23 protein-coding genes and 1 tRNA gene are annotated in these 26306 nt (G+C 67.4%); 10 read left to right on the top strand and 14 right to left on the bottom strand.

What is annotated here, in order from left to right; all coding sequences use genetic code 11:
- Nucleotides 1-65: 65 nt before the first annotated feature.
- From MTHMO_RS06915 to MTHMO_RS06930, 4 genes are all read right to left on the bottom strand, one after another.
- Entirely contained in the window at nt 66-1700 is a 1635-nt protein-coding gene (locus MTHMO_RS06915) for a hypothetical protein (RefSeq protein WP_202214131.1), read from the bottom strand.
- A gap of 28 nt (nt 1701-1728) precedes the next feature.
- On the bottom strand, nt 1729-4095 hold the full coding sequence (locus MTHMO_RS06920; protein WP_202214132.1) for a site-specific DNA-methyltransferase: 2367 nt from the start codon (nt 4093-4095) through the stop codon (nt 1729-1731).
- 940 nt (nt 4096-5035) lie between these two features.
- Nucleotides 5036-5116: transfer RNA gene (locus MTHMO_RS06925), tRNA-Leu, on the bottom strand.
- On the bottom strand, nt 5087-5224 hold the full coding sequence (locus tag MTHMO_RS06930) for a hypothetical protein (protein WP_202214133.1): 138 nt from the start codon (nt 5222-5224) through the stop codon (nt 5087-5089). Before MTHMO_RS06930 ends, MTHMO_RS06925 begins: the two co-directional genes overlap by 30 nt.
- A 120-nt stretch (nt 5225-5344) precedes the next feature.
- Here MTHMO_RS06930 and MTHMO_RS06935 point away from each other — a divergent pair, with 120 nt between their 5' ends.
- Nucleotides 5345-7801, top strand: a complete 2457-nt coding sequence (locus MTHMO_RS06935; protein WP_202214134.1) for a glycogen/starch/alpha-glucan phosphorylase — start codon at nt 5345-5347, stop codon at nt 7799-7801.
- On the opposite strand, the gene MTHMO_RS06940 is transcribed toward MTHMO_RS06935, so the two are convergent.
- The 3 genes from MTHMO_RS06940 to MTHMO_RS06950 are packed head-to-tail and all read right to left on the bottom strand — an operon-like array spanning nt 7798 to nt 11771.
- Nucleotides 7798-9324, bottom strand: a complete 1527-nt coding sequence (locus MTHMO_RS06940; protein ID WP_202214135.1) for an MFS transporter — start codon at nt 9322-9324, stop codon at nt 7798-7800. The two genes, MTHMO_RS06935 and MTHMO_RS06940, sit on opposite strands and share 4 nt — an antisense overlap.
- 12 nt (nt 9325-9336) lie before the next feature.
- Entirely contained in the window at nt 9337-10632 is a 1296-nt protein-coding gene (locus tag MTHMO_RS06945) for an HlyD family secretion protein (protein WP_202214136.1), read from the bottom strand.
- The gene (locus tag MTHMO_RS06950) at nt 10629-11771 is read right to left on the bottom strand and encodes a TolC family protein (RefSeq protein ID WP_237394813.1); all 1143 of its coding nucleotides are present in this window, start codon (nt 11769-11771) and stop codon (nt 10629-10631) included. The genes MTHMO_RS06945 and MTHMO_RS06950 overlap by 4 nt, the downstream gene beginning before the upstream one ends.
- A 102-nt stretch (nt 11772-11873) precedes the next feature.
- Here MTHMO_RS06950 and MTHMO_RS10960 point away from each other — a divergent pair, with 102 nt between their 5' ends.
- Complete coding sequence (locus MTHMO_RS10960) at nt 11874-12047, top strand: hypothetical protein (protein ID WP_237394814.1); 174 nt, start codon at nt 11874-11876, stop codon at nt 12045-12047.
- Between the two features lie 468 nt (nt 12048-12515).
- On the opposite strand, the gene MTHMO_RS06955 is transcribed toward MTHMO_RS10960, so the two are convergent.
- The 4 genes from MTHMO_RS06955 to moeB all read right to left on the bottom strand — a co-directional run bounded on the left by MTHMO_RS06955 (nt 12516) and on the right by moeB (nt 15546).
- Nucleotides 12516-13253 (bottom strand): alpha/beta hydrolase, encoded by a 738-nt coding sequence (locus tag MTHMO_RS06955; RefSeq protein ID WP_202214137.1) that lies wholly within the window; start codon nt 13251-13253, stop codon nt 12516-12518.
- A 108-nt stretch (nt 13254-13361) separates the two neighbouring features.
- Entirely contained in the window at nt 13362-13880 is a 519-nt protein-coding gene (locus tag MTHMO_RS06960) for a DUF2017 family protein (RefSeq protein WP_202214138.1), read from the bottom strand.
- Nucleotides 13877-14176, bottom strand: a complete 300-nt coding sequence (clpS, locus tag MTHMO_RS06965; protein ID WP_202214139.1) for an ATP-dependent Clp protease adapter ClpS — start codon at nt 14174-14176, stop codon at nt 13877-13879. Before clpS ends, MTHMO_RS06960 begins: the two co-directional genes overlap by 4 nt.
- 194 nt (nt 14177-14370) lie before the next feature.
- Entirely contained in the window at nt 14371-15546 is a 1176-nt protein-coding gene (gene moeB, locus MTHMO_RS06970; RefSeq protein ID WP_202214140.1) for a molybdopterin-synthase adenylyltransferase MoeB, read from the bottom strand.
- Nucleotides 15547-15688: 142 nt separating this feature from the next.
- On the opposite strand from moeB, the gene MTHMO_RS06975 reads away from it, so the two are divergent.
- The 4 genes from MTHMO_RS06975 to MTHMO_RS06990 all read left to right on the top strand — a co-directional run bounded on the left by MTHMO_RS06975 (nt 15689) and on the right by MTHMO_RS06990 (nt 20686).
- Entirely contained in the window at nt 15689-16831 is a 1143-nt protein-coding gene (locus MTHMO_RS06975; protein WP_202214141.1) for a ribonuclease D, read from the top strand.
- A gap of 110 nt (nt 16832-16941) precedes the next feature.
- Nucleotides 16942-17709 (top strand): YebC/PmpR family DNA-binding transcriptional regulator, encoded by a 768-nt coding sequence (locus tag MTHMO_RS06980; protein ID WP_202214142.1) that lies wholly within the window; start codon nt 16942-16944, stop codon nt 17707-17709.
- 8 nt (nt 17710-17717) lie between these two features.
- The gene (gene alaS, locus MTHMO_RS06985; protein ID WP_202214143.1) at nt 17718-20462 is read left to right on the top strand and encodes an alanine--tRNA ligase; all 2745 of its coding nucleotides are present in this window, start codon (nt 17718-17720) and stop codon (nt 20460-20462) included.
- Nucleotides 20463-20473: 11 nt separating this feature from the next.
- Complete coding sequence (locus MTHMO_RS06990; protein ID WP_202214144.1) at nt 20474-20686, top strand: DUF2905 domain-containing protein; 213 nt, start codon at nt 20474-20476, stop codon at nt 20684-20686.
- Between the two features lie 81 nt (nt 20687-20767).
- Here MTHMO_RS06990 and MTHMO_RS06995 read toward each other — a convergent pair whose 3' ends face one another.
- Together MTHMO_RS06995 and pdxH are read right to left on the bottom strand one after the other, a co-directional pair.
- Nucleotides 20768-21295 carry a cytochrome c gene (locus tag MTHMO_RS06995; protein ID WP_202214145.1) on the bottom strand — a complete coding sequence of 176 codons (528 nt, stop codon included), beginning with the start codon at nt 21293-21295 and terminating at the stop codon, nt 20768-20770.
- A 77-nt stretch (nt 21296-21372) separates the two neighbouring features.
- Nucleotides 21373-22017, bottom strand: coding sequence for a pyridoxamine 5'-phosphate oxidase (gene pdxH, locus MTHMO_RS07000; protein WP_202214146.1), 645 nt, complete (start codon nt 22015-22017; stop codon nt 21373-21375).
- A gap of 169 nt (nt 22018-22186) precedes the next feature.
- Here pdxH and MTHMO_RS07005 point away from each other — a divergent pair, with 169 nt between their 5' ends.
- Nucleotides 22187-23179 carry an N-acetylmuramoyl-L-alanine amidase-like domain-containing protein gene (locus tag MTHMO_RS07005; RefSeq protein WP_202214147.1) on the top strand — a complete coding sequence of 331 codons (993 nt, stop codon included), beginning with the start codon at nt 22187-22189 and terminating at the stop codon, nt 23177-23179.
- Nucleotides 23180-23216: 37 nt separating this feature from the next.
- Here the strand turns inward: MTHMO_RS07005 and bioD are convergent, their stop codons facing one another.
- Nucleotides 23217-23864 carry a dethiobiotin synthase gene (gene bioD, locus MTHMO_RS07010; RefSeq protein ID WP_202214148.1) on the bottom strand — a complete coding sequence of 216 codons (648 nt, stop codon included), beginning with the start codon at nt 23862-23864 and terminating at the stop codon, nt 23217-23219.
- A 119-nt stretch (nt 23865-23983) separates the two neighbouring features.
- Between bioD and MTHMO_RS07015 the strand changes: the two genes are divergently transcribed.
- The 3 genes from MTHMO_RS07015 (at nt 23984) to MTHMO_RS07025 (ending at nt 26267) form a co-directional block, all read left to right on the top strand.
- Complete coding sequence (locus MTHMO_RS07015; protein WP_202214149.1) at nt 23984-24262, top strand: ferredoxin; 279 nt, start codon at nt 23984-23986, stop codon at nt 24260-24262.
- 223 nt (nt 24263-24485) lie between these two features.
- Nucleotides 24486-25397, top strand: coding sequence for an RluA family pseudouridine synthase (locus MTHMO_RS07020; protein WP_237394815.1), 912 nt, complete (start codon nt 24486-24488; stop codon nt 25395-25397).
- Between the two features lie 282 nt (nt 25398-25679).
- Complete coding sequence (locus MTHMO_RS07025) at nt 25680-26267, top strand: uracil-DNA glycosylase (RefSeq protein WP_202214151.1); 588 nt, start codon at nt 25680-25682, stop codon at nt 26265-26267.
- Nucleotides 26268-26306: the final 39 nt, after the last annotated feature.

Here is a 26306-nt window from a genome sequence, read left to right on the forward strand (position 1 = left end):
TTCCCCTGGGAAAAAGCCGCGGAGGACGGGCTAAACGACCCGGGAGCCGCGCTCCGGCCGACGTTTCATCCGCCGATCAAGTTCGCAATCTGCCGGCGCACGCGATGGATCCCCCGAATCACCTCTTCCTCGACAGAGGAGCCGCCGCGCCGGTGACGGACCGCCTTTCTTTTTCCCTCGACCGTCTTGTTTGTGCCGCTTCCCCGATTCCGGGCGGCCGTTGCCGGCCGCTCATCCGGTTGCTCTTCGGCGGTCTCCTCCGGTGCCGGATTGAACGGCTCCTCCGTGGCCGGAGCATGGCCTGTGGAAGCGGTCCAGGCCGTCCGGCTGCTCGGAGGCGGTTCCGCCTCCTCCCGGGCCGCCGCTCGTCCGCCGGCCCCCGCTCCGGCGGAAGCCGGCTGCGTCGATCGGCTCCGGTTCATCTCCGCCTGCAGGTCCGCCACCCGGGCCTGCAGATCGTTGCGCTGGCTCGTCACGGAGGTCAACAGCCGCTCCTCCCGTTGCCTCGTCCGGGCCAGCTCGTCCTCGAGCTTCCGGACCCGGTCCTTGAGGGCCGCCACTTCCGAGCTGTTTGCCGTGGTCGTGGTCTCCAAGCGGCGAATCTCCTTTTTCGCTTGCAGCCGCGTCAGCTCCGCCTGCAGGCGCTCCATTTGGGAACGGAGCTGCGCCACCTCCTGGAACTGCGCGACCTGCGGGCTTTCCGCCTGGAGTTGGCGCTGCTCTTTCTGAGCCTGGGCCAACTGGCTCTCCAGCCGCTGGACCGTCGCCTCGAGCTGAATGACCCGCTCGGCTCCCTGCCCACCGCCCCCGGCCGCCTGGGCGGCCGCCTCCTGAGCGGCCTTCACCCGGGACAGCTCCGCCTGCAGCGTGACCACCTGCCCGCCTAGCTCCTTCATCTTCTCTTCGACCGCCCTCCGCTCCTTCGCCTTCTCTTGGGCCGTCCTCGCTCGGGCCAGCTGTCCCTCGAGATCCTCCAGCCTCTTTTGCAGCCGGGCGCTCTCCTCCCGGTTCTTGCCTTCCTTGTTGAGCTCGGCGAGCTGCGCGCGCAGCGCGGCGACCTCCCCCGAGAGCGAGCCGATCTTCGCAATCTCGGCTTGGATGGCCGCATCCTCGGCGAGCTGCTTGGCCCGGGCCGCCTTCAGCTCGGAAAGCTCTCCCTGGAGGTTCCGCAAGAGATCGCGAAGCTCGAAGAGCTGCCGGTTCACCGCGGCCTTGTCGGCGATGTTTTCCTGGCTCGCCTCGAGCTTCGCCAGCTTGTCCTCCAGCTCCTGGAGACGTCCCTCCACGGGCGAACCCGGCGGGTTGGCGGAAGCGGCGGGCCCCCCCGCCATCCGCTTCTCCACCTCGGCGAGCTGCTTGCGCACGTATCCCAAGCGATACTCCACGATCTGCCTTTCCCAGTTCGGATACGCCTCCTGGAGCTTCTCCAGCGCCGCCTGCGCCTCCCGGTATTGTTGCGCCGCCTTCGTATAGTACCCCTGCCCGGCGGCGCGGTCGGCGTTTTGGATCTCCACGTAAATCTGCAAAAAGCGATCCTGCGGCGAGTTGCCGGCCGTCGCGGGCAGAGCCCTCAGCGGCCATACGGCCGCGAAGCCGGCGGCGCCGAAAATTACCAACAGGCTCCCGAAACGCCGTCCCTGCTGCCTCATGTGGCGACCGATCCCGCTCCCTTTGCCCATCGTCGTCTCCCCGGCAAACATTACTTTAACGATCCGGAGCCATCCTTGGCTATGCCCGAGGCGCATCCGATCCTACCGTTTTTCGTGGCATTGCGGAATCCGTGGCTGCGCCTGGCCGCCGCGGGCCCCTCTCCGGAAGGCGCCGCACGGTCAGGAGCTCGGTTCCCCGCTCGTCGATCGTCTTGACCGCGATCCGCCGATGCGTTCCCGGCTCGAAGAAGGCGCTCCGCCTCGCCTCCGGACCCTCCTGCCGCTCGGCCTCCGCCGTTTTCCGCAGCAGACGCCGCACCTCCGCCCACGCATCCGTCCGCGGAAAGACCGCCTCCCCCGGCCGGAAGCAGACCCCGTCGTAGTCGGCGTCGAGGAACCACGCAGGCAACTGTTCGCCCCGGCAAATCTCGCATGCGCCCGTCAGCGGGTCGATCCGTTTCATGCCGAGCAGATCGACTCTCCACCTCTCCGGATCACCCGCTCGCGGGGCGCGCCGCAGCCGGATCTCGGGGACCCCGCTCAAGCTGAAGAGCTGGCTGGCGCGCGTCGCCTTGAGCCGCCCGCCCATGAGCAGATCGAGGCTCGCCTGCACGTAGGAGAGCCGCCGTCTTCCCCGGCTCTCCTTCCGCAGCCGCTCCAAACCGCCGGCGTCGATCGCAAATCCTACCAGGAAGAGAATCCGGTATCCTTTTCGCGCCGCTTCCCGCGCGGCGTCCCGCACCAAAGCCTCCCCGACCGGGTCCTTTTCCGTCCCGAAGGCGATCCCCACCCGCTCGCCCGCCAGCTCGGCCTCTGCTCCCAAAACCGAGGGCCGGTCGGGGGCGCGGATCTTTTCCAGAACGATTCTCTTCCGGCCGGCAGCCTCGAAGACCGGGGAGCGGCGGAGCGCCTCCCGCATCTGTTCGGCAAACAAGCGGTCCGCTCCGGTCGGCTCCCGGCACGGCGCGCTCGCCGGCAGGATCCCCTCCACCGAAAACGGTCCGGAGAGCCGGATTCCGGACGCCCGCTCCGGCCGGTCGACCAGCAGCTCCTCCGCCGCCGGCCGGCCCTTGGCGAGCGCTCCCAAGGTCAGGTGGGGCACGATTCCGCCGACCTCCTCCCCTTCCGGTTCCGCCGCCGCGCGTAGACGAATCCCCGCCGGCCCCCGCTCGGGCAGGCGCAGCGCGTAGTCCGGATGGGCGGCCGTCAGCAGGCGCATCCGGATGAGCGCGATGGAAACCGGAGCCGCGTCGATGCAGATCCAGCGCCGTCCCCAGCGCTCGGCGACCAGCGCCGCCGTCCCGCCGCCGCCGGTCGGATCGAGAAGAAGATCTCCGGGGTCGCTCGTCATGAGCAGGCAGCGTTCCACCACCCTTGCGACCGTCTCCACGACGTAGCCGCGGTTCCGCTGAAAGCTCGGCCGCACATCCGACCAGTGATTGGTCAGGCCCGCCATCGGGAAATCAGACAGATAGCGCTTGTACATGAGCGTCCGGCCGCTCACTACGAGCCGCCCCATTTCCGCCAGCCGCTCCATCCCTTCCCGCGTCGTCTTCCAATGGCTGTTCGGGTAGGGCCGGAACGTCCGGCCGGCGAAGGAGAACGCGAAGCTCCCCCGCTCGCTGGCTCCGGCGCTCCGCAAGTCGCCGAGGGCGAACACCTTTGCTCCCGGCGGCAGGAGTCCGGGATGGGCCTCCTCGGCCGGGGAGAGCTTGCGGTGGCTTCCGTCGGGCAGCTCCACCCAGCGGTAGTGCAAGGCCCCTTCGGCCCCTGGTCGCTTTGCCCGGTACAGGGGGCGGTATTTGACCAGCTCCTTCCGCTTCGCATACCAGAGCAGATAATCCGACACCCCGGGCAGAAGGTTTCCGGGGAAGGCCGAGGTCTTCCGAAACGAGATGAGGCTCACAAAGTTCTTCTCGCCGAAGACTCCGTCCAGCACGAACCGCACGTGGTGGAGATTCTCCTCGCCGATCTGGAGAAAGAGGCTGCCCGTCGGGTGGAGCAGATCCCGACAGAGAAGGAGCCGTTCCCGCAGGTGGTCCAAATAGGAGGAAAGTCCGTATTGCCACGCATCGCGGTAGGCCTTCACCCGCTCCGGGCCGCGCTCGGCTTCCCCGTCTTTCCGGGCAAACGGCTCGAAGCAGGAAGAGAAGTTCACCCCGTACGGAGGATCGAAATAGATCGTCTGCACCTCACCTTTTCGCCCCTCGCGCAGGAGAAGGGATTCCATGACGCGCGCCGAGTCCCCCCAGATCAGCCGGTTCTCCCAGCCGCCGGGAAACCGGTAGCTTCGGAGGGCCGGGCGCGATCCCTCGGCAGCCCCTCCCCGGAACCGGCCCGCCACGATCCGCTCGGCGGAGATCCGTTCCCGGCAAAAGAGGGGGCAGGACTCTCCAGGGCCGCAGCCGATCGGCGGCCGCACGACAGGAAGAACATCGCTCTGCATCCCGGCTCGTCTCTGGCTGCCTACTCCCTCGGCAGCCGGGGAGCAACGTTTTTCGTTAGGATTGTCGTAAGCAGACCAGGCGAAGACCGCGAGGAGGGGTGAGGCTATCGCTGGCGCTGCCCGGCCGCGGTGCCGAACCGCCGGCCGATCCTCCCCCTCGCCGGTCGACTCCCCGTCGGGGGGCGGCCCGGCGGACCGCTTCTTCCCCAGGCGCCGCTCCCGGTCCGTCCCGAGGGAAAGCAGGGGTTGGGCTTCGCGAGGCCCCGAGCAGGCCTGAATCGCTTCCGACCGCCCGATCCCGGGATACCGGGCGGGGGACGGAAGGAGCGGCGCGCTGCCTCAAGCCTCGGAAGCTTTCCCGGCAGGCGAATCCCCGAGCGCTTCAGGGTGAGGGGGCGTCGGCGGGGAGTCCGCCCTCCCTCGATCCGCAGACGGCTTCCCGGCCAATCGCATTCGGTGCCGAAACGGGGGAGGGGTCGGCGGGGACCACCGGATCGCCGCATAAGAGACGACGCCGACGTACCGGATGCGGTAGGGCGTCGCGAGAGCCACCGCTTCCGTTCTCGGCGAGCCGAAACCGCCGCTGCGGGCAGAAATCAGCCCGACTACCTTTACTAGGGCTTGGCGGGGGCGGTGCGGGAAACCGCCATCCCTTTTCCCATGCAGTCCTCACCGGAGCCCGCCTTTCCTTCCGTCGGCTACCGGAGCGGTTGCCGGATGGCTCCGACAGCGGCCGCGCCGGGCGTCCCGGCAACCGCCCCGCATGCCGCCGGAAGCGCGAGGAGCGCGCCATTCCGGAGGGCCATAAATTGGCGCGGCCTTGATCGCCCACCAAGAATCGGGCCGCGAATCGGCGGAATGCTTTCTTGTTTTCTAGGCATTCGACGTGCCGGCGGAAAAGGCGTCTGGCTTGCCGGGACGGAGCGGATCGTTCTCCGGGTGCGCTCGAGAGGATTTGAACCTCCACGGGTTGCCCCACTAGAACCTGAATCTAGCGCGTCTGCCGTTCCGCCACGAGCGCGAAGCTGAAAGATAGCTTGGCGCGGAAGAGAGCCTCCGTCAACCCTTTCTCGGGCGCCTTTTCCCGGTCGCTTCCGGCATGAGTCCTGCTATCCGATGCCCAGACCATGTGCGTCCCAACAGCGAGGGCGATCCGGCATGGGAGGCCGAAGGAGCTTCCGTTCGGCCGACGCGCCGCCCTCGATTGGGGCTTGACCGCCCGCGGTTGCCGCCAAAGATTTCTCCTTTCATGACCTCCTGTCCCGGATCCTTCCGTTTCGTCAAGGAAACCACCCCGGACGCGATCCGCGAATGCGCCATCGCCCACCTACGCTTCACCCTGGCCCGCTTCCCCAAGAGCGCGACGCCGCGGGACTGGTGGCTGGCCACTTCGCTCATGGCGCGCGATTTCCTGGTGGAACGCCTGCTCGCGACGCAGGAAGCGCACAGGGCGAGCGGCGTCCGCCGGGTCTACTACCTCTCGCTCGAATACTTCCTAGGCCGCCTGCTGCGCCAGAATCTGCTCAACTTGGGCCTCTGGGACCTCACCTCCGAGGCGCTCCGGCCGGTCGGCGTCGACCTCGAGGAGATCTGCCAGGAGGAGGCGGAGATGGGGCTCGGGAACGGCGGCTTGGGCCGGCTCGCCGCCTGCTTCCTCGAGTCGCTGGCCACCCTGGGGCTGCCCGCGATCGGCTACGGGATCCATTACGAGTTCGGTCTCTTCCAGCAGGACTTTCAACGGGGCTACCAGATCGAACGGCCGGATGATTGGCACCGGTTCGGGACTCCGTGGGAAATCCTCCATCCGGAGCTCTCCCAGACGGTCCACCTCTACGGGAGGACCGAACACCGGGAGGGAGGCTGTTATTGGACCGACTACCGCGACATCCTGGGCCTTCCCTTCGACATTCCGATCGTCGGCTACGGGGGAAAGACGGTCAACTTCCTCCGCCTCTGGAGCGCCAAGTCGACCAAGGAGTTCGACCTCGAAGCATTCAACCGGGGAGGCTACTTCGAGGCGGTCGAGGAAAAGAGCTTCGCCGAATCGATCACCAAGGTCCTCTACCCGAACGACAAGACCGAGAACGGCAAGGCGCTGCGCCTGGTCCAGCAATACTTCTTCGTCGCCTGCTCCCTTCGGGACATTCTGCGGCGGTTCGAAGCGGAGCATCGCGACGGGACTCTTCTTCCGGACAAGGTTGTGATCCACCTCAACGACACCCATCCGGCCCTCGCCATCGTCGAGCTGATGCGGATCCTGATCGACGAGAAGCGGATGGCATGGGAGAAGGCGTGGGATTGGGTCACCCGGATCTTCGCCTACACCAACCACACGCTGCTTCCGGAAGCGCTCGAAACCTGGCCGGTCCCCCTCTTCCACCGAGTCCTTCCCCGCCATCTCGAGATTCTCTACGAGATCAACCGGCGGCTGCTCGACACCGTTTCGGAGACGGGCGAAGCCGCGGACGCCCGGCGCCGGGCGATCTCGCTCTTCGAGGAGAGCCATCCCAAGGCGGTCCGGATGGCCCATCTAGCCGTGGTCGGAAGCTTTTCGGTCAACGGCGTCTCGGCTCTCCACTCGGAGCTCCTCCGGAGCCGCCTCTTCCCCGAGTTCGCGGCTCTCTTTCCCGGCAAGTTTCGGAATGTGACCAACGGGATCACCCCTCGGGTCTGGCTCCTGGGGGCCAACCCGGGGCTGGCCTCCCTCTTGACGGAGACCCTGGGAGAGGGGTGGATCACCGATCTCTCGCGCCTCGAGGGGCTGCGGACGTTCCTTGACGACGCCTCCTTCCGGGAGCGGTACGCCGCGATCAAGCGGGCAAACAAGCTCCGGCTCGCCGACCGCCTGCGCGACTGGTGCGGCCTCGACGCCGACCCGAACGCGCTCTTCGATGTGCAGGTCAAGCGGATCCATGAATACAAGCGGCAGCACCTCAACCTCCTCCACATTCTCTGGCTCTATCGGAGGATCCTCGAGAACCCCAGGGAGGAGTTTCCGCCCCGCTTATTCCTCTTCGCCGGCAAGGCCGCCCCCGGCTACGACCTGGCCAAGTGCATCATCAAGGCGATCCACGCGGTGGCGGACCGGATCAACGGCGACCCCTTAGCGTTCGGACGGCTGCAAGTCGCCTTCGTCCCGAACTACGGCGTCTGGCGCGCCTCCCTCATCATCCCCGCCGCCGACCTTTCCGAGCAGATCTCGACTGCGGGCAAGGAAGCCTCCGGCACCGGCAACATGAAGCTGGCCCTCAACGGAGCGGTCACGATCGGCACCTTGGACGGAGCCAACGTCGAGATCCGGGAAGCGGTCGGCCCGGAGAACATCTTCATCTTCGGGCTAACGGCCGAAGAGGTCGCCGACCGGGTACAAAAGGGGTACAACCCCTGGGAGATCTACGAGGCTGATCCGGAAATCCGGGCGATTCTCGACTGGATCGGCTCTGGCGACCTGACCCCAGGGGAGCCGGCCTCGGTGCTGGCCCCTCTCCGATCGAGCCTCCTCGAGGGGGGGGACCCCTTCCTGGTGCTCGCCGATTTCGCGGCCTACCTGGCCGCCCAGCGTCAGGCCGAGCGCGCCTACCGCGATAAGTCCCGGTGGCTCTCGATGGCCGTGCAGAACACCGCTTCGGTCGGGCGGTTTTCGAGCGACCGCGCCATTCGCGAGTACGCGGAAGGCATCTGGCGGATCGCCCCGGCGGCCGGTTAAGAGGACGGGGGGCGCTTCTTGGCGAGCGGGGTGCAGACCAGGATCGCCAGGCCGAGGAAGCACCAGGAGCAGAACCGGAAAACGTCCTCGGTGGCCAGGATTGCGGCATGGCTCGCGGCATAGCGGCCCAGGAGCCCGATCGCCTGCAGCGGGGAGGCCCCCGTCTGAAGAAGCCGGTCGGCCGCCCAGCCGAAGGCGGGGTCGCCCCAGGGCGCGGTTTCGACCAGGCGGGTCTGCTGGAAGGCCGTCCTATGGGTCAACAGGGCTCCCAGGAGGCCGGGCCCCCAGCTCATCGCGTACGTGCGCACCAGGACCAAGGTTTGGCTCGCCGCGCTTTCCCGGTGGCGAGGAGTGCCTTGCAGGGCGACCGCGGTCAGGGTGGCGACCCCTCCTAGACAGAACCCCTGCAGGACCTGCGATCCCAGCAGGTAGGTATACCAAGATCTCCTTCCGAAGTAGTCATAGGTGCTCACCCAGTAGGCGTAGGCGGCGAAGCCGGCGAGATAGAACGCCGAAGGCCAGCGCGGATCGACGTGGCGGTTGAGATAGGTGGCGAGAATCCAGCCGGCGGGAGCTAAAAGGAACACGGAGAGCATCGAACGGGCGGCCAGATCCGGGGTATAGCCTTCGAGGGTCTGGAGATTGCCCAGGAGCAACGAGAGCATGCCGAAGGCGAGCAGGAGCAGGGTCGAGCCAGCCAAGACACCGATCGTGTAGTGCGGCTGCAGGAAGATCCGGACGTCGATGAGCGGCTCCTTCTCCCCCAGCTCCCAGATCGCGAAGGCGACCAGGGAAAGCACGCCCGCCGCGGCCAGCGCGACCACGAAGGTCGAGTTGTACCAGTCTTCGTCCTGCCCCCGGACGATCAGGGTTTGGAGGGAGAGCATCGAGATGAGCAGCAGCCCGAGTCCCACCCCATCGAACCGGTAGGGGACGGGCTCCTCCCGGCGCCGGGGCAGAACCGCCCAGAGAAGGCCGCCGAGGAAAAGATGGAGAAGCGCCGCGATGAAGAAGAACCCGCGCCAGCCCACCGCTTCCTCCAAAACGCCGCCGACGTTGGGGCCGAAGGCGAAGGTGCTCCCCAAGAGCAGGCCGAAGCCCGTGATCACGTTGGGCCACCGTTCGGGGGGATGGAAGCGCAACGTGAGGAACTGGGCGAGGATCATCGCCGTTCCGGAAAAAAAGCCGAGCACCAGCCGGAGCACGAGAAAGAGGTAGAAATCGCCGGTCAGCCCGCAGAGGAAGGAGACCGCGCTGAGGCCGTAGCAGGAGGCCAGGAGCGACGGAACGCTCCGGAAGCGGCGGGAGACAAAGGGCGCCAGGAACATCCCCAAGCCCCTTCCGGCGAAGAAGACCGCCGAGGTCCAGGTCGCATGGCTCGGGCTCTGCCCCATATCGCCCACCGTGTAGAGGGTGAACGCCGCATAGGAGGAGGAGCCGTAAAGGGCGAGGAGGAACTCCAAGGGGAGGACGAGATGAACGGCCCAGAAGCGCCATCCGCGCAGAGGGATTTCGGGCTTCATCGAACCGGCGTCTTATGGTCTTCCTTGCGGCGCCGCCGCGGGAGCCGGCGTGCCGGAAGGTTCCCTGTTCTCCCGAATGCCTTCGGCCGAAGGATGGGCTGCGTGCCGGTTGGCGGCGATGATCCGCGCGATCCTCTCCTCGGCTCCCTGCAGCTCCTGTTCGTAAAAGGGGGCTTCGTATTTTTCCTTGGGAAACTCGGTGAGCGACGCAAGCACCGGGCTGCCCCGTTCGCTCACGTGGATCGCGGTGACGGCGGAGAGCCCCGGGCGCAGCGGATGGGCGCGCAGCTCGTTTTCGGAGATCCGGATTCGGACCGGCACCCGTTCGACGATGTGGATGTAATTTCCGGTCGCGTTTTCCGGCGGGAGCAGCGCGAAGACGCTCCCGGTCCCCGCGCCGATACCCTCGACCACGCCGTGATAGCGGAGGCGGCGGCCGTAGAGATCGATCGAAATACCCACGCTTTGGCCGGGCCGGACCCGCCGGAGCTCCCTCTCCCGGTAATTGGCTTCCACCCAGAGGTAGTCTAGCGGCACGACGGCCATGAGCGCCGTGTCCGGGTGAACCTCGTCTCCGGGCTGCACGCGGCGGTTGGCGATGAACCCGGTGACCGGAGCCCGAACTTCCCGGCGGACGAAATCGAGATAGGCCTTCTTGAGGACGCTCGCCGCTTCGAGCACTTCCGGATGCGTCTCGACGGTGGTTCGGCTGATTTGGGCTTCGGCCGACTGGAGATCCGCCTCGGCTTCCCGGACGCTCGCCTCGAGTTCCCGGACCTGACACTCGGTGTCATCGACCAGCTGAGCCGGGATCGCCCCGTAGGGAGCCACCTGCCGGTATCGCTCCAGGTCGTGGCGGAGCCGTTCCAGCCGCGCCTTCTGGGCCAAGATGCGCTGCCGGTCCAGAGCCGCCTGGCTGAAAAGCGTCTCTACCCGCCGGACCGCCTCCCCGAGTCTCGCTTCGGCTCCCTCCAAGGCTACCCGGGAATCGAGGCCGTCGAGCCGGACGAGCACGGCCCCTTGCCGGACGAACTGCGTGTTCTCGTAGCGCACCTCGACGACCCTGCCGTTGACTTGGGACTTCACCGGCACGAGATTGCCGGTCACATAGGCGTCGTTGGTCACCACCCACCGGCTGGCGAAAAGCCACCACCACAGGAAGAGGACTACCGAACCCAAGGCCGCGAAGCCCCCGAAGAGAAAGAGCCGCCGGTTCCGGAGCACCCGCCGCCGGAAGCGCGGGGGCGTGCTGGAGAGCAGCCGGCGGGAGAAGGCCCTTTCCCACCGTTCCCAAAGCATGCCGCTCATAACCGCTTGTCCGGGAACTCCGGCGTCAAGGGGGGCTCGAAGCCTCCGCCCAGAGCGACCAGAAGAGAAACGGCGGCATCCACGTGCTGGGCGCGGCGCGTGCTGAGCCGGCTCTCCTCTTCGGCCAACCGGTACTCCATCTCGAGCAGATCCTGGCGCATGTTGAGCCCGGAGCCGAAGAGCCGGCGGGAAAGCTCGAGGTTGGCGGCGGCGGCCGCCACCGCCCTCTCCTGCGCTTCCAGGTCCTGGATCGCTTCCTGCCAGTAGGCGAGCGCGTCGGCGACCTGCTGCAGCGCCGAGAGGAGGACGCTGTTATACCGTTCCACGGCGATATGATACTCTTCGGTAACGGCCTCGAGCTGGGCCGTCAGCCGCCCGCCTTCGAAGATCGGCAGCGTGAGCGCGGGCCCGGCCATGTACATGAGCGGGACTCCAGGGGAAAGGAAGAGCGTCGGAAAATTGAGGGTCTGGAAGCCGAACCAGGCGACCAGGTTGAGATTCGGGTAGAAGGCGGTCTTGGCCACCTTCACCCGGTTGGCGGCCGCCTGCGCCCGCCATCGGGCGACGGCGACGTCGGGCCGATGGCCCAGCACATCGAAGGCGATCCGCTCCGGCAGGGGAAAGCGTCGGGGAAAGCTCGCCTCGGCCACCGCCAGCGACCGGCCCCAGTCCGGTCCCTGTCCGGCGAGCCGGGCGATCTCATTCCGCAGGCTTAGGCTCTCCCGCTCGAGCCCGGCCGCCTCCTGGCGCGCCGCCTCCACCCTTTCCTCCGCCGTATGCACCGGAATGAGGCTGTCGATTCCCCGGCCGCCGCGCACCCGCGAGAGGGAGAGCAGCTCTCCGGCGATCGCCTCGCGCCGCCGCGCCAGCCGGAGCTCGTCTTCGACCGCGGCAAGACGAATGAAGCGGCGGGCGACGGTCGCGGCGAGGAGCAGCCGGGCCACGGCGACTTCGGACTCCGCCGCGCGCGCCTCCCCGCGGCCGCGCGGATCCGGGCCCGATCCTCTCCCCAGAGATCGACGTGATAGCTCGTGAACATGGGGAGGATATCCCAAAAGAAGAACGAGTTCTCGCCGAAGGGGCCGAAGAAGCTCGAGCCCGGAAAGCCCCAGACCCCGAAGATCGAATTGGCTAGCCACGGGCGCACCTGCGCCGAGGGAAGATAGCGGCTGCGCTCGCCCGCGGCCATCACCCACGCCTGGTGGACCCGGTCGAGGGCGGCCCGGAGATCCGGGTTGCTCGTGAGCGCCAGCTGCATGATCCGATCGAGCTCCGAACATTCGAGCTTGCGCCACCAGAAGTTCCGCGGCCACCCGTCCGCGACGGAAACCGCCTCCGGGGCTACGGAGGCGACGGTCTTGGCCATCGCGGGCGGGTCGATCGGGGTCGCGGGCCGGCTATCTTTCGGCAGGTAGGCGCAGCCGGCCGGCAAAAGAGAAGCTACCCCGACCCAGAGGGCACGGGGGAATCGGCACGCCCGCGGCCGCGCGCGTCCCCCGCCGCTTCGACGGCGGCGCCGCACCCCTTTGGTCCTCTCCCGCTCTCCCCGACTTTCGATCGGAGCCCCGAAAAGGGCGCGCACGGATCGCGGCCACGCCAGCTGACAACAAACCGCCATTTGCGCACGATGCGCACTTACGGAAAGTATGCGCTTACTTATCCAACGGTGCTCTCTATTACCTTCCCCGCTTCTCTCCGCAATCCGCTCCCCTTGTGACCCATTTCTGCACTGCGCGGTAGCGCAATCTCGGGGCGCGGCCGCAAAAGTCAAGCGAGCGCAAGAGAGCCGCGAAGGCAGAGCCCTTGCGCTTCTCCAGGGCGGCCCCGGGCCAGGGCGCGGCCCGAGGCCGCCCCAAAGGCGGAATTCCTCTCGCCCGGCCGGGCTAGGGCTTCACTTCCTCGAGCCACGCGGCGACCGCATTCGCCATGGTCGTGGCGTGGGCATCCGGGAAGAGGTGATCCGCCTCCGGAATTTCGACAAGCCGCTTCGGTCCGGATGCGACCGCGTAGAGATCCCGGGAATCCTGCGGCGGAACCACGTCGTCGGCCAGGCCATGGACGAAAAGCCAGGGCACACGGATCTTCCGCGCGGTCTCCACGACATTGTCGATCCGGTTCATGTCCTCGATGAACGCCCGCGAGAGCGGAAACTGCGGCATATCCCACATACAGCCCTCTCCCGGCGTCACCCCGCCGAACTCGCGCTTGGCAAAGGCGGCCGAATGGGCCATCCCGGCGATCGAAATCAGGAAGCGGATCCGCGGATCCTCGCTGGCGCGCAGGACGCCGACGAGCGCGCCTAGGCTATGCCCGGCATAGCCCACGTGCCAGTCCCCGAGCGTGTCGAGAACCGCGCCGAGATCCTCCACTTCTTTGTGCGGCGTCGATTCCTCGAATTTCCCCTCCGAGGCCCCGTTGCCGGAAAAGGAAAAGCGCAGAGTATGGATGCCGTGACGGAAGAGCACGTTGGCCAGTTCGATCAGCATCGGCCGGTCCTTGTGGGCGGTGATCCCGTGGCCGATGACGACCAGCACCGGATTGTCGGCCGAGCCCCCTTGGTAGGCGAAGTTGAGTCGTTCCCCTCGGGCATTGCGAATTTCGTTCGGAATGGATCGTTTCATGCCATGGGTTTACCATGGCCGGAGGGGTTACCGCAACCACCGGCCTTCGGATTCCGGGCGCGCACGCAAGCGGGGGCGGAACGCCGGGAAAGCCGGACGAAGCGCTTTCTACTCCTCCAGGAGCGCCGAGATGCAGCTTTCCTGGAGATAGGCCAGAAAATGGATTTCCCAGAGCGATCGCTGGAGGTCGCGCGACTTGACCATCAGCGGATTCCACTCCATCTGCTCATCGGTAATCCCCTGAGCGATCGCGAGCGTGAGCCTCCGGTCGTTGAGCATCGAAAGAAATTCGTCGATCTCTCCTCGACTCAGCCGCAGGGAGGGATCCAAAGGATTGTGGAGGGAACTCTCCGGAGCCAGCCACCGGTTGAGCAGCGCAACCCGCTCCGGGCGCCAGCTGAGTCGCTCGGCCTCCAGCACATCGGCCCCGTCGGCCATCTCCTCGTCATCCTCGATCCCCTCGCTGCGGGTCAGCACACCCCGCCAGTACTGCTGCAGCGGCTCCGACAGCTGGGAAACGTCGGTCTGGTAGTGCTTGCGCAGCTCCAGGAGAGAAGATACGAGGATCTCCCGCTCCCCCGGATCGAAATGGAGCACGGCAGCATCCGGATGCCGTTCGATCTTCACCCGCGTTCCATGGTCGCCTGCAACCCGAATCGCTGCAGCTGATGTACGAGAAATTCGGCGCGCTCCCGGGTTTCCTGGGCGACCACACTCCTCCCGTTATGGTGGACCTCCAGCATATGCCGGGTTGCCTCCTGCTTGCTCATCTTGAGCACGCGCTGGAAAACATAGACCACATAACTCATGAGGTTGACCGGATCATTCCAGACGACCACACCCCAGCGACGCTCAAAGGCGTCGCGGACTTTTTCGTCGACAACCTCCTCGTGGATCGTCTCCGGGAACGCTACCTGCTGCATCGTATCCGTAACTCCTAACGTTTCCGGGGTTGAGCCCACTTTGCAAGCAAGGAAATATAGCATCGGCGGCGCAGTCCACAACTCCGAAAGCATCCCCTTCTTTCCGCCGGCCGGAAGCCCCGGGGAGCGAAGGAAAGCGGCCCAGCCCGGCTTTCGGTACACACTCCGTGCCGGCCGGCGGCCGGAGAGGCGGGCTAGTAACGCGGCACCGACGGATCGATCTCCAGGCTCCACGCATCGATTCCGCCCGCGAGGTTCTGCACCTTTCGGAACCCCGCGTCCAAGAGCAGCCGGCAGGCCTTCGCGGAGCGGATGCCGGCCTTGCAGTGGACCACGATCTCCCGCGACGGGTCGAGCTCGTGCATGCGCCGGGGGAACTCCGAAAGGGGGATCATCTTGGCCCCGGGAATCCTCGCGATCTGCTGCTCGTGGGGCTCGCGCACGTCGATCAGGTCGAAGTCCGCCATCTGGTCAAGCCGCCGCTTGAGCTCCTGGACGCTCAGCTCCGGCAGCCCCTCGGAGACGGCGGGAGCCGTCATCCCGCAAAAGGCCTCGTAGTCAATCAGCTCCCGGATCGTCCGCTCGGCTCCGCAGATCGGGCACGCCGGATCCTTCCGCAGCCGGAACTCGCGGAACTCCATGCCGAGGGCCTCGAAGAGGAGCAGCCTTCCGATCAGGGGGTCGCCGAGACCCAGGATCAGCTTCACGGTCTCGATCGCCTGCACTATGCCGATGAGTCCCGGCAGAACGCCGAGCACGCCCCCTTCGGCGCAGCTCGGTACCATGCCTGGATCGGGGGGTTCCGGGTAGAGGCAACGATAGCAAGGCCCCTTTTCCGCCCAGAAAACCGTCGCCTGCCCCTCGAAGCGGAAGATGCTCCCGTAGACATTCGGCTTGCCCAAGAGGACGCAGGCGTCGTTGACCAGGTAGCGCGTGGGAAAATTGTCGGTGCCGTCGACGATGACGTCGTAGTCCCGGAGGATCTCGAGCGCGTTTTCCGAGCGGAGAGCCGTCGGATAGGGCACGACCTCCACGTTGGGATTGAGATCACGGATCGCCTCGATCGCCGACTCGATCTTCGGTTTGCCGACGTTGCGGGTCTTGTGGATGATCTGGCGCTGCAGGTTCGAATCGTCGACCGTGTCGAAATCGACGATGCCGAGCCTCCCCACGCCGGCCGCGGCGAGGTAGAGGAGCAGGGGCGAGCCGAGCCCTCCGGTCCCGACGGCGAGCACGCGCGCGGCCTTGAGCTTCTTCTGCCCGTCGAGGGTGACCTCGGGCATGATCAGGTGCCGGCCGTAGCGCCGGATCTCCTCGCGGGAAAAGCCCGCGGCGGGGAATACCTTATCGATACGCGGCAAATAACTCATCCATCCTCTCCTGTTCTCTCGCTTTCCGGGCTTGCGGCCGTGCGGACTCCCGCCCCTTCTGCGGGCCTCCTCCACCTCTTTTTGACCCTTTTCTACCTCCTAAGGCTTGCGAAAGAGAAATTCTACTCATCTACTGCACGCAATGACGTTTCGCAAGTTTCTCCTTGGAAGGTCCGAAACGACCTCCCGAGCGGCACCGCAGGCCGTGGCCTGGATCGATTCGGTTCCGGAACTCTCCGCCTTTTCGAAAAAGCTTCGGCCGGGCCTCCCGATCGCGATCGATGCCGAATCGGCCTCCTTCCATCACTACCAGGCTCGACTCTGCGTCCTCTCGATCCGGCAGGGCGAGGTCGCGGCCGTGGTCGACACGCTCCGGCTCGACCCCGCGCCCTTGTGGGAGCCGCTTTCCCGATCGCCCTGGATCCTCCACGGGATGGATTTCGATCGGAGGCTCCTGCGGGAGGCAGGCGCGCCCGATCCCCCCTCGGTCTTCGATACGATGATCGCCGCGCAGCTTTGCGGCCTTCCCGCCATCGGCTACGCGGCCTTGGTCCAGCGGTTCTTCGGTGTGGAGATCGCCAAGCAGAGCCAGAAAGCCGACTGGGCCAGGCGCCCCCTTTCTCCGGCGATGCTCGACTACGCCGCCCAGGATGTCCGCTACCTCGAATCCCTCCAAGAACGGCTCACGGGCGAGCTCGACCGGTTGGGACGGCGCGAATGGCACCGGGAGAGCTGCGCCCGCCTCTTGCGCAAGACGGGCGAAGCCGCGGCGGAGAAGTCGGGCGCTTGGCGGATCCGGGGATGGCGCGACCTTCCTCCCGAGGCGCTTCCGTTTCTCCGCTCTCTCTGGGAATGGCGGGAAGAGGAGGCCGCCCGCCGCGACCTGGCTCCGTTCCGGCTGGTCCCTCCGGAGCTGCTGCTCCGATTGGCGGCTTGGGCGGCCGCCCGCAGGGGGCCCCTCCCGGGCAGATGGCTGCCGCGCCACCTGGGCGAGGCGGAGCGCTCCCGGTTGGCCGAGGCGCTCTCCCATCCGAAGGGAACGCCCGAGGAGCTCCTGCCCCCGGCGAAGCCGAGGCTGCGGCTGACCGCGGAAGCGAAGCGGCGGCTGGAGGCCCTTACGGCGACCCGCTCCCGCCTGGCCGCGCGGCTGGGGATCGATCCGGGAGTCCTGGCCCCCAAGCCGATCCTTCTTGATCTGGCTCAAGATCCGCAAGGCGCGCCGGAACGGCTCGTGGCCGAAGGGCGCTGGTGCCGCTGGCAACGCGACCTCTTCGTCGGCGTGTGAAGTGGCAATCCGGAGCCGGGGCCCCTGCGCGCGGAAGGACCTCCGTAGGGCGTCCGCAGGGTTGACTTTGTCCGGTCTCTCCCGCCAATTGATACAGGAAGGGAGGCGGGATGGCGGGACATAGCCACTGGGCGAAGGTGCGGCACCAAAAAGGGGTGACCGACGCGCGGAAAGGGAAGCTCTTTAGCAAGCTGGCGCGGGAGATCGCGCTGGCCGCCAAGCTCGGCGGCGGGGATCCCGACTTTAATCCCCGCCTCCGGCGCGCCATCGAGGCCGCCAAGAGCGAGGGGGTGAGCGCCGAAAGCATCGGAAGGGCCATCCAGCGGGGCACGGGCGAGGTCGCCGGCCAAGCCTACGAAGAGATCCTCTACGAGGGCTACGCCCCCGGCGGCGTCGCGGTCCTGGTCGAAGCGGCCACGGACAACCGCAACCGAACGGCCGCCGAGATCCGCAGCCTCTTCACCCGCCACGGGGGGAACCTGGCCGGATCCGGCAGCGTTTCCTGGCTTTTCCAGCGGAAGGGCGTCATCCGCGTCGACGCGAGCCGGGCCTCCTTCGACCGCGTCTTCGAGATCGCCCTGGAAGCTTCGGCCGACGAGGTCGAGCCCGCCGACGGATCGATCGAGATCTTCTCCGCCCCCGACCGGCTGGAGGAGATCGTCAAGAGCTTGGAAGCCGCGAAGGTCCCCGTCCAGTCGGCCGCCCTCGCCTACGTGCCGCAGACCCTCGTCCCGGTCCAGGACGTGGAGGTGGCCCGCTCGCTGCTTCGCCTGCTCGAGGCGCTGGAGGAGCACGACGACGTCCAGCACCTCTTCGCCAACTTCGAAATGACGCCGGAAACGATGGCCGTTGCGGAAGCCTCGGTCCCGGGGAAATAAGAGAGGCGATGACCTCGTCGGAAATTCGCGAGAGCTTTCTCCGCTTCTTCCGGGAACGGGGTCACACGATCGTCCCCTCGGCCCCGCTCCTGCCCGATTCGCCCAACCTGCTCTTCACCAACGCGGGGATGAACCAGTTCGTGCCGATCTTCCTCGGCCTCCGTCCCGCTCCCTATTCCCCGCCCCGCGCCGCGGATACCCAGAAGTGCATCCGGGCCGGGGGGAAGCACAACGACCTCGAAGAGGTGGGATTCGACACCTACCATCACACCTTCTTCGAGATGCTGGGCAACTGGTCCTTCGGCGACTACTTCAAGAAGGAAGCCATTTCCTGGGCCTGGGAGCTGCTCACGGGTTGGTGGGCCTTCCCCCCGGCCAGGCTCTACGCCACGGTCTACGCGCCCGGCCCGGGCGATCCGGGCGAGTTCGACGCCGAATCCTACGAGATATGGGCGGCTCTCTTCGCGAAGGCTGGCTGCGACCCGGCGATCCACGTCGCGAAGTTCGGCAAGCGCGACAATTTCTGGATGATGGGCGACACCGGCCCCTGCGGCCCCTGCTCGGAAATCCATGTCGATCTCACCCCGGAAGGGAAGAGCCTCGGGCGGCTGCTCAACCGGGGAGACCCGCGCTGCCTCGAGGTCTGGAACCTCGTCTTCATCCAGTACGATGCGCGCGGCGACGGCTCCCTCTCCCTCCTGCCGGCCCGGCACGTCGACACGGGCATGGGGCTCGAGAGAATCGCCTCGATCCTGCAGGGAACGGCGGGCTTCCGCAACTTCCCCGAACGGATCTCCAACTACGACACCGATCTCTTCCGCCCCCTCCTCCGGACCCTCGAAAAGCTTTCCGGGCTCCCCTATCGGGGTACCGTGCCCGAGCCCGGCGGCCGCGCAGAGCCGAGCGATATCGCCTTCCGCGTCATCGCCGACCACTTCCGGGCGCTCGCCTTCGCGATCGCCGACGGCATCCTCCCCGGCAACGTCGGGCGGGGCTACGTCCTGCGCCGGATCCTCCGCCGGGCGACCCGCTTCGGCCGCAGCCTGGGCCTTCAGCCCCCTTTCCTCCCCGAGCTTCTGCCCGCCCTGCTCTCCGCGATGGGGGACGCCTTTCCGGAGCTGGCCGCGCAGGAGTCGCGGATCGCCGCTGTTCTCGCGGCTGAGGAGAGCCTCTTCGCCCGGACCTTGGAGAGAGGACTCTCCCTCTTCGAGGACCTCGTCGCGAAGGCCGCCGGACGCCCGGAGCGGAAGATCACCGGAGAGGAAGCTTTTCTCCTGTACGACACCTACGGCTTTCCGCTCGATCTGACCGAGCTGATGGCGCGCGAGCAGGGTCTTTCGGTCGATGCGGAAGGCTTCGCCCAATGCATGGAAGCGCAGCGGAGCCGCTCGGCGGCGGCCCGGGAGGACGACCTCCTGAGCGTCGCGGCCCGAACTGATTTCGTCGGCTACGAGGAGCTGGAGGCCGAGGGGGAGGTCGTCCTCCTTCTGGCCGGGAACCGCGCGGTCTTCGACCGGACGCCGTTTTACGCCGAGATGGGAGGCCAGGTCGGCGACACCGGCACGGTGGAGCTGCCGCTGGAGGGGCGCCGCCTTCCGGTCCTCGATACCGTCCGTTCGGCCGGCGGCGCGCACCTCCACCGGTTGGCGGAGCTCGACGGGCTGGAGCCGGGCTGCCGGGCGGTCCTCCGGGTCGATCGGGAGCGCCGGAAGCGGATCGCCATCCATCACACGGCGACCCATCTTCTCCACTGGGCCCTCCGCGAGGTTCTCGGCCCGCAAACCGTCCAGCGGGGCAGCTACGTCGGCCCCGATCGCCTCCGTTTCGACTTTTCCCGCACAGGCCCGCTCTCCCCCGACCAGATCGCGTGCGTGGAGCGGCTCGTCCAGGAACGCATCGCCGCGGACGAGCCGGTCCGCTGGGAAGAGCGCCCCTACTCGGAGGTTAAGAACGACCCCCGCATCCTCCAGCTCTTCGGCGAAAAATACGGCGAGCGCGTCCGGGTCGTCTCCATCGGAGACTTTTCACAGGAACTCTGCGGGGGGACCCACATCCGCCGCACGGGCGAGATCGGCTTCTGGAAGATCCTGACCGAAACTGGGGTGGCCGCGGGCATCCGTCGGATCGAGGCTGCGGGCGGCGCCGCTCTCCTCGACTTCCTGCGCGACCAGGCGGAAGCTCAGGAAAAGGCGTGGGAAGGCCTGCGGCGAAAGGATCCGGCCCTTCCCCCGCTCCCGCCCTTTTCCGTCGAAGGGGAGCCCGCGCTGGCGACCGATCGGCTGGCGCAGCGGCGCCAGACGCTGCGGGAGCTGGAGCAGCGGGTGCGCGAGGCCGAAAAGCAAGCGGCTAAGAGAGCCGAAGAAGCATTGCGGGCCCGCGCCGACCGGGACGCCGAAGCAGCTCGGAGCGCCGCCGAGCGCTACGGCTCTCTTCCGGTTCTTGTTTTCGACTGCGGCTCCGCGCCTGCGGCGTACCTCCCGCTCCTTTGGCAGGCCCTTCGCGCCCGTTGGGGAGGAGTTGCGGTCCTCGCCTGCCGCGACCAAGGACGGGCGGCCTTCCTGGTCGGGGTCTCCCCTTCCCGCGCTTCCCGGGTCGACGCCGCCCGGCTCCTCCGGGAGATCCTCGCGCCGATCGCGGGCAAAGGCGGAGGCCGCCCCGAGCTCGCGCAAGGAGGAAGCGGGCGGCCGGAGAGCATACCGGCGGCCTTGGCGCACGCCCGGGAGCTTCTCCGGGCGATCGGCGGGGCCCTCTAGACACCCTTGTTATGCAACCGATCGGACGCTTTCTGGTGATCGCCGGCCTTCTGCTCGCCGGAATCGGGCTGCTGATCAGCCTCGGAGTCGGCACCAAGTGGATCGGGAGGCTGCCGGGGGATATCCGGATCGAGAAGGGCGACGTCCACTTCTACTTCCCGATCACCACCTGCCTGCTTGCCAGCCTCCTGCTGAGCGCGATTCTCTGGCTTTTCCGGCGCTGACCCGGATACGGGATCCCCCTTCCCCGGCGGGAGCTCCGCCGGAAAGCCGGGATCCCGCCGGGGCCGACGACGACAAGCCGGCTACGGCTTGATGTCTTCGTCCGGAATCGCGTTGAGGTCGGCCTCCGTCAAGGGGGTGGTGCGCTGGGCGTACTCCGCACGGGCCGCCTTCACCTGCTCCGGGGTCACCGGGGTTCCCTTGTTGCCCCAGGCCTGCCGGGCGTAGGTCAAGATCGCTGCGATCTTCTCGTCCGAGAGGATCGCTTTCCAGGGCTGCATCGGCCCGTTGAACTGCATCCCGTTGACCGTGATCGGGCCCTGCAAGCCGTTGAGGACGATCGCCACCGCCCGCTTGGAGCCGCCCGTCATCAGGGGGGAGCCGGCCAGCGGCGGATAGACGGCCGGGATCCCGGCGCCGTTCGGCTGGTGGCAGGCGGCGCAGTTCATCATGTAAAGCTGCTCGCCCTGCTTCACGTCCTGGGCGGAGACGGCCAGCGGAGCCAGCAGCAGCGCTCCGCCCGCGAGGGCGAGCCGCCGGCTTCGCCGGGCTGCTTCCGGAGAAAGAAACGGGAGACGAAAGCCAATCCGATCGGGCAAGGGTGTCTTCATCGTAACCCACTGATGAGTCGGTTCGTTATGCCTTTTGTCAATCCCAAAGCGCCGATGCGCTTTATTTCCCCGACGGCCTACGGCGCCAGCCGCTGGATCTTCCATCCCCCGGTCGGCGCGCGCAGGTACTGGAAGCGGTCGTGCAGGCGGTTGCTCCGGCCTTGCCAAAATTCGATCTCGTCGGGCAGCAGGCGGTAGCCCCCCCAATGGGGAGGAAGGGGAATCTCGCCGGAGGCGAACCGTTCCTCCATCTCCCGAAAGCGCCTCTCCAAGAATGCGCGCTCGGGGGGGATCGGCTCGCTCTGCGGGGATGCCCAAGCGGAGAGGCGGCTCGCCACCGGCCGGCTTTGAAAATAGCGCGCCGACTCCTCCGCGCTCGTCTTTTCCACGGCGCCGCGGGCGCACACCTGCCGCCGGGAAGCCGGCCAGAAGCAGGTGAAGGCCGCCTGGGGATTCTCCTCGAGATCCCTCCCCTTGCGGCTGCGGTAATTCGTAAAAAAAATAAAGCCCCGGTCGTCGACCGCCTTGAGCAGCACCATCCGGTTCCGCACTCTCCCCTCCCGGGACGCGGTGGCCAGCGCGGCCGCGGAGGGATCGCCCGCCTCGAGGCGCCGCGCCTCCTCGTACCAGGAAAGAAACTGCCGCAAGGGGTCGTCGTCGAGATCCGCCCGTTCCAGCGGGGGCCCCGCCAGCTCCTTGCCCGAACCCTCGAGATACCTCATCGCCGTTTCTCCTTTCTTCCCGCCGAGTCCCGCGGCCCGCGCAAGGCTATCCCGCCTCCTTCGGAGCGGCAAGAAAGGGTTGCGATCGCGACGCGGGTTGCCGTCCCGGAGGAGATCGGCGCGCAATCTCCTTTCCCCCCGAGCGGTGATAACGTATTCTCGGTCCTGCATGGCAAGCCGATCCGCCTTTCCGCTGCTGTTGCTCCTGCCGCTGCTTCCGGTTTCCGCCCGGGCTGCCCAGGACGGCTCCGGCCCGTCACTGCCGCGCTCAATCGTTTTCCGGGGGGAGGAAATCTTCCTGCGCCTGGTTTCGGAAGCGGAAAGGGGCGGCTGGCGGGCGCTCCCGATCGGCGACCGGACGGCTCGGGTCGGGTTGGCGCTGGTGGGAACCCCCTACAAGAACTGGACGCTGGAGATCGACGACCATATCGAAGCCCCTTCGGTCGATCTTTACGAGATGGACTGCTGGACCTTCTTTGAGATCGCGCTCGGCTTCGCCCGGATGCTGCGGCAAAAGGCGGACGGCTACCGGCCCGAAGACCTCCTCCGGATGATCGAGCTCGACCGGTATCGCGGGGGGCATTGCGACGGAACCTACTACTCCCGTTTGCACCACCTCGAGGACTGGATCCGGGACAATGCTCGCCGGGGCCTGGTCATCGACCTGACCCGGCGGCTGGGCGGAGTTCCGATGACCGGCCACTCCCTCCATTACATGGGCGAGCACTGGCAGGAGTTCCGTTATCTCCGCCACAACCCCGATCTCATTCCTCGTTTCCGCGAGCTCGAAAGACGGATCTCCTCCCAGCCGGTCTACTACGTCCCCAAGGACCGGGTGCCGCCGATCGAGCCGGAGCTCCGGAACGGGGATGTGATCTGCATCGCAAGCGCCTGGCCGGACACCTTCACCTCGCACGTCGGGTTGGCCTACCGCGACCCCCGGGGCGTCCTCCATTTCCTCCATGCCACCTCGGTCCGGGCCGAGCGGCGCGTCGTGATCGGTCCCCGGCTCAGCGACTACCTTTTCGCCCACCCGAAGGCGGCGGGCATCCTGGTCGCCCGTCCGCTCGATCTTCCCGCCCCGGGCTCTCCGCAGCCGCCGGCCGAGGCGGCGGGAAAGCGGCCCTCCGGCGCGGAAGCCCCCTCCGGCCTCGGCTCCTGAACCCAGGGGAGCTTGGGCCCCGGCAGCCGGGAAGCGATCACCTCCGCCCTTCCGAACGGCGGAAGGGCGGCAGGAGCCAGTCCGGGGGATCGGCGGCGAGCGCGTCCGCGTCGGGAAAGCCCGCCACCGGCAGCCCCGTGAGCCGCCGCAATAACGCGGCGGTTTCCGCGAGGGTCTCGGGCGAGGTCTCCGGGAAGCCGTTGAGAAGGATTCCGGCCGTGCGCAAGCCGGCCGCGCGGATGCTCTCCACGGTCAGCAGCGCATGATTTAAGACCCCGAGCCGGCATCGGGCGACGACCACCACGGGAAGCCCGAGGCGCGCAGCCAGGTCGGATACCGCCTCGGCGGAGGTCAACGGAGTTTTCCATCCCCCGACTCCCTCGACGATCGCGCAGGAAAAGCGGGCGAGCAGCGGCCGGAGCCGGGCTTCGACCTCCGGAAGGGCCAGCTCCCGCCCCTCGGCCTCGGCGGCGAGGGCCGGAGCCGCTGGACGGCGAAAGAAAAAAGGATTAATTTCCGATAGGGACAGAGGAGTTCGGGCCGCTTCCTGCAGGCGGAGGGCGTCGGCCCGGGAACCGGTCGCAATCGGCTTGAGGCCGATCGCCGGCAGCCCCGAAAGGCGCCAGGCGGCAAGCAGCGCGGCGCCGAATCGGGTCTTGCCGACGTCGGTGTCCGTGCCGGTCATGAAGAGATGGAGTCGATTTTCGATTTGCAAACCCCGAGACGCTCCGTAAGCTTACTCGATCGATCCGGGAGGCGGTAGAACGGGATCCTTCCGGAAAGCAAATGGAAACACAAGCGAATATGGCTGATCTCACCAATCGATACCCCGACAACGTTCCCGGAAAGTACTACGTAGATTCCCAGTGCATCGACTGCGACCTATGCCGGGAAACCGCCCCGTCGAACTTCAAGAGGAACGACGACGGCGGGCATTCCTACGTCTACAAGCAGCCGGAGACCCCCGAAGAAGAGGAGCAGTGCCGCGAGGCTAAGGAAGGATGCCCGGTGGAAGCGATCGGAGATGACGGGGACCTGGCCGCCGAGGTAGGGACGCAGACGGCGGGAGCGCGGCAGGACTGACGATTCCGGTTGGCGCCCAGGCTGCGGCCGACGACGGCCGGAAGAGCCGCGATGGCCTATTGCGATCGGCGGTGCGCATTTGCGATCCGTCCGCTCCCCGCCGCCCGGCACCGTACGCAATCGGCGGGAGGAGACGCTGATGCCAGCCCCGGTGGGAGCAGCTTGCAGCTCGAGCGGTGCGCCGGAACCCCTTTGCGGGAATCCCGCATTTTCTCGGGAACCGGTGGTTCTCCGCCCGGACCGCTCCGGACAGCGGCTTGACCGCTACCTAGCGGCATCCCTCGGCCTGTCGCGGGCGGCCGTGCAGCGCCGACTCCGGTCCGCGGCCGTCCGCATCCGGGGACTCGCAGCGATCCCCTCGGCTTCCTACCGGCTTCGGGGAGACGAAGAGATCGAGGTCGATCTCTCCGCGCGGGCATCCCGCCCGGAGGAGCTTCCGCCCGCGGCGGAACCGATCCCGCTGGCGGTGGTCTACGAGGACGACGATCTCCTCCTGATCGACAAGCCTTGGGGGCTGGTCGTCCATCCGGCCTACGGCCACCGGACCGGAACCCTCGTCAACGCCCTGCTCGACCGTCTCCCGCGGCTGCCCGGAGCGGAAACGATCCGGCCCGGCATCGTCCACCGGCTCGATCGGGAAACCAGCGGGCTTCTGGTCGTGGCGAAGACCGAGGCTGCGCGCAGGAGCCTGCTCGATCAGTTCGCCGCGCGCACGGTCGAGAAACGGTATGAGGCGGTGGTCGAGGGCGTCTTTCCCCCGAATCCGATCTCCTGCTCTGGGAACATCGGCCGCGATCCGCGCAACCGCCGCCGGATGGCGGTCCTCGCCCGCGGGGGGCGGCCCGCGCTCACCGAGTTCCGCCTGCTCGCGCAGCATCGGGACGCCGCCCGGATCGAATGCCTCCCGCGGACCGGGCGGATGCACCAGATCCGCGTGCACCTGGCTTCGCTCGGCCATCCGGTCGTCGGCGACCCGCTCTACGGGAGGAGGCAGCGGCCCGCCCCGCGACTGCTCCTCCACGCCTGCAGCCTGGGCTTCCTGCATCCGCGCTCGGGGAGGAGGGTCCGCTTCGAGAGCCCCCTCCCGGAAGAGTTCCTAACGTGGCTACGGAGGAAGGATGCGGAAGGACCCTGAGGCCTTGCGCGCGGCCCTCCTCGCCTATCTCGAGGCCCTGCGGCGCACCGGCCGACGCTCGATCCGCCTGCCTTCGGGCTGGCAACGGGCCCTGGGCCCAAGCCCACCGCCGAATGTCGCCCCCGGACGGCCGCCGGCCGCTTCCCTCCGCAGCCGCCCACGACCTCGCCCTCTCCGCGGCCTCCGGCGCCCCCGGCCGCGACTCCGCCGGCGGCCGGAGCCGAGGCGGCCGCCGCGCGGGAAGATCGCGCCGCGCGGCTCGCAGCGCTCCGCGCCCAGACAATGGGCTGCCGCCGCTGCGCGCACCTCGCCGCGTTCCGCTCCCAGGTGGTCTTCGGCGTCGGCAATCCGCATGCCCGCCTGCTTTTTGCCGGCGAAGCGCCGGGAGCCGAGGAAGACCGGCTGGGGGAGCCGTTCGTCGGGCCGGCCGGAAGGCTCTTGACCCGCATGATCGAGGCGATGGGGCTGACAAGAGAAGAAGTGTATATCGCCAACGTCCTCAAGTGCCGCCCCGACCTTCCCCCGGGAGCTCCGGGCAACCGGAAACCCACTCCGGAAGAGATGGAGACCTGCCTCCCCTATCTCCGCAGCCAGATCGAAATCATCCAGCCGGAGGTCATCGTCGCATTGGGGACGACCGCTCTCGAAGGATTGACCGGGCTGCGGAGGGGTATTAGCACCCTGCGGGGCACCTTTCTCGACTTTCAAGGGATCCCGCTTCTCCCGACCTTCCATCCCAGCTATCTGCTCCACAATCCGAGCTTGCATCTCAAGCGGAAGGTCTGGGAAGATCTTCTTCTGGTGATGGAGCGGCTCCGGCTCCCGATCAGCGAGCGCCAGCGCGGCTTTTTCCTGCCGAAGAAGGGCTAGCGGTGGCGGTGCACGAGAGCCTTCGATGTCTTTTTTTTC

The organism is Methylacidimicrobium sp. AP8 (genome assembly GCF_903064525.1).
GTDB lineage: Bacteria > Verrucomicrobiota > Verrucomicrobiia > Methylacidiphilales > Methylacidiphilaceae > Methylacidimicrobium.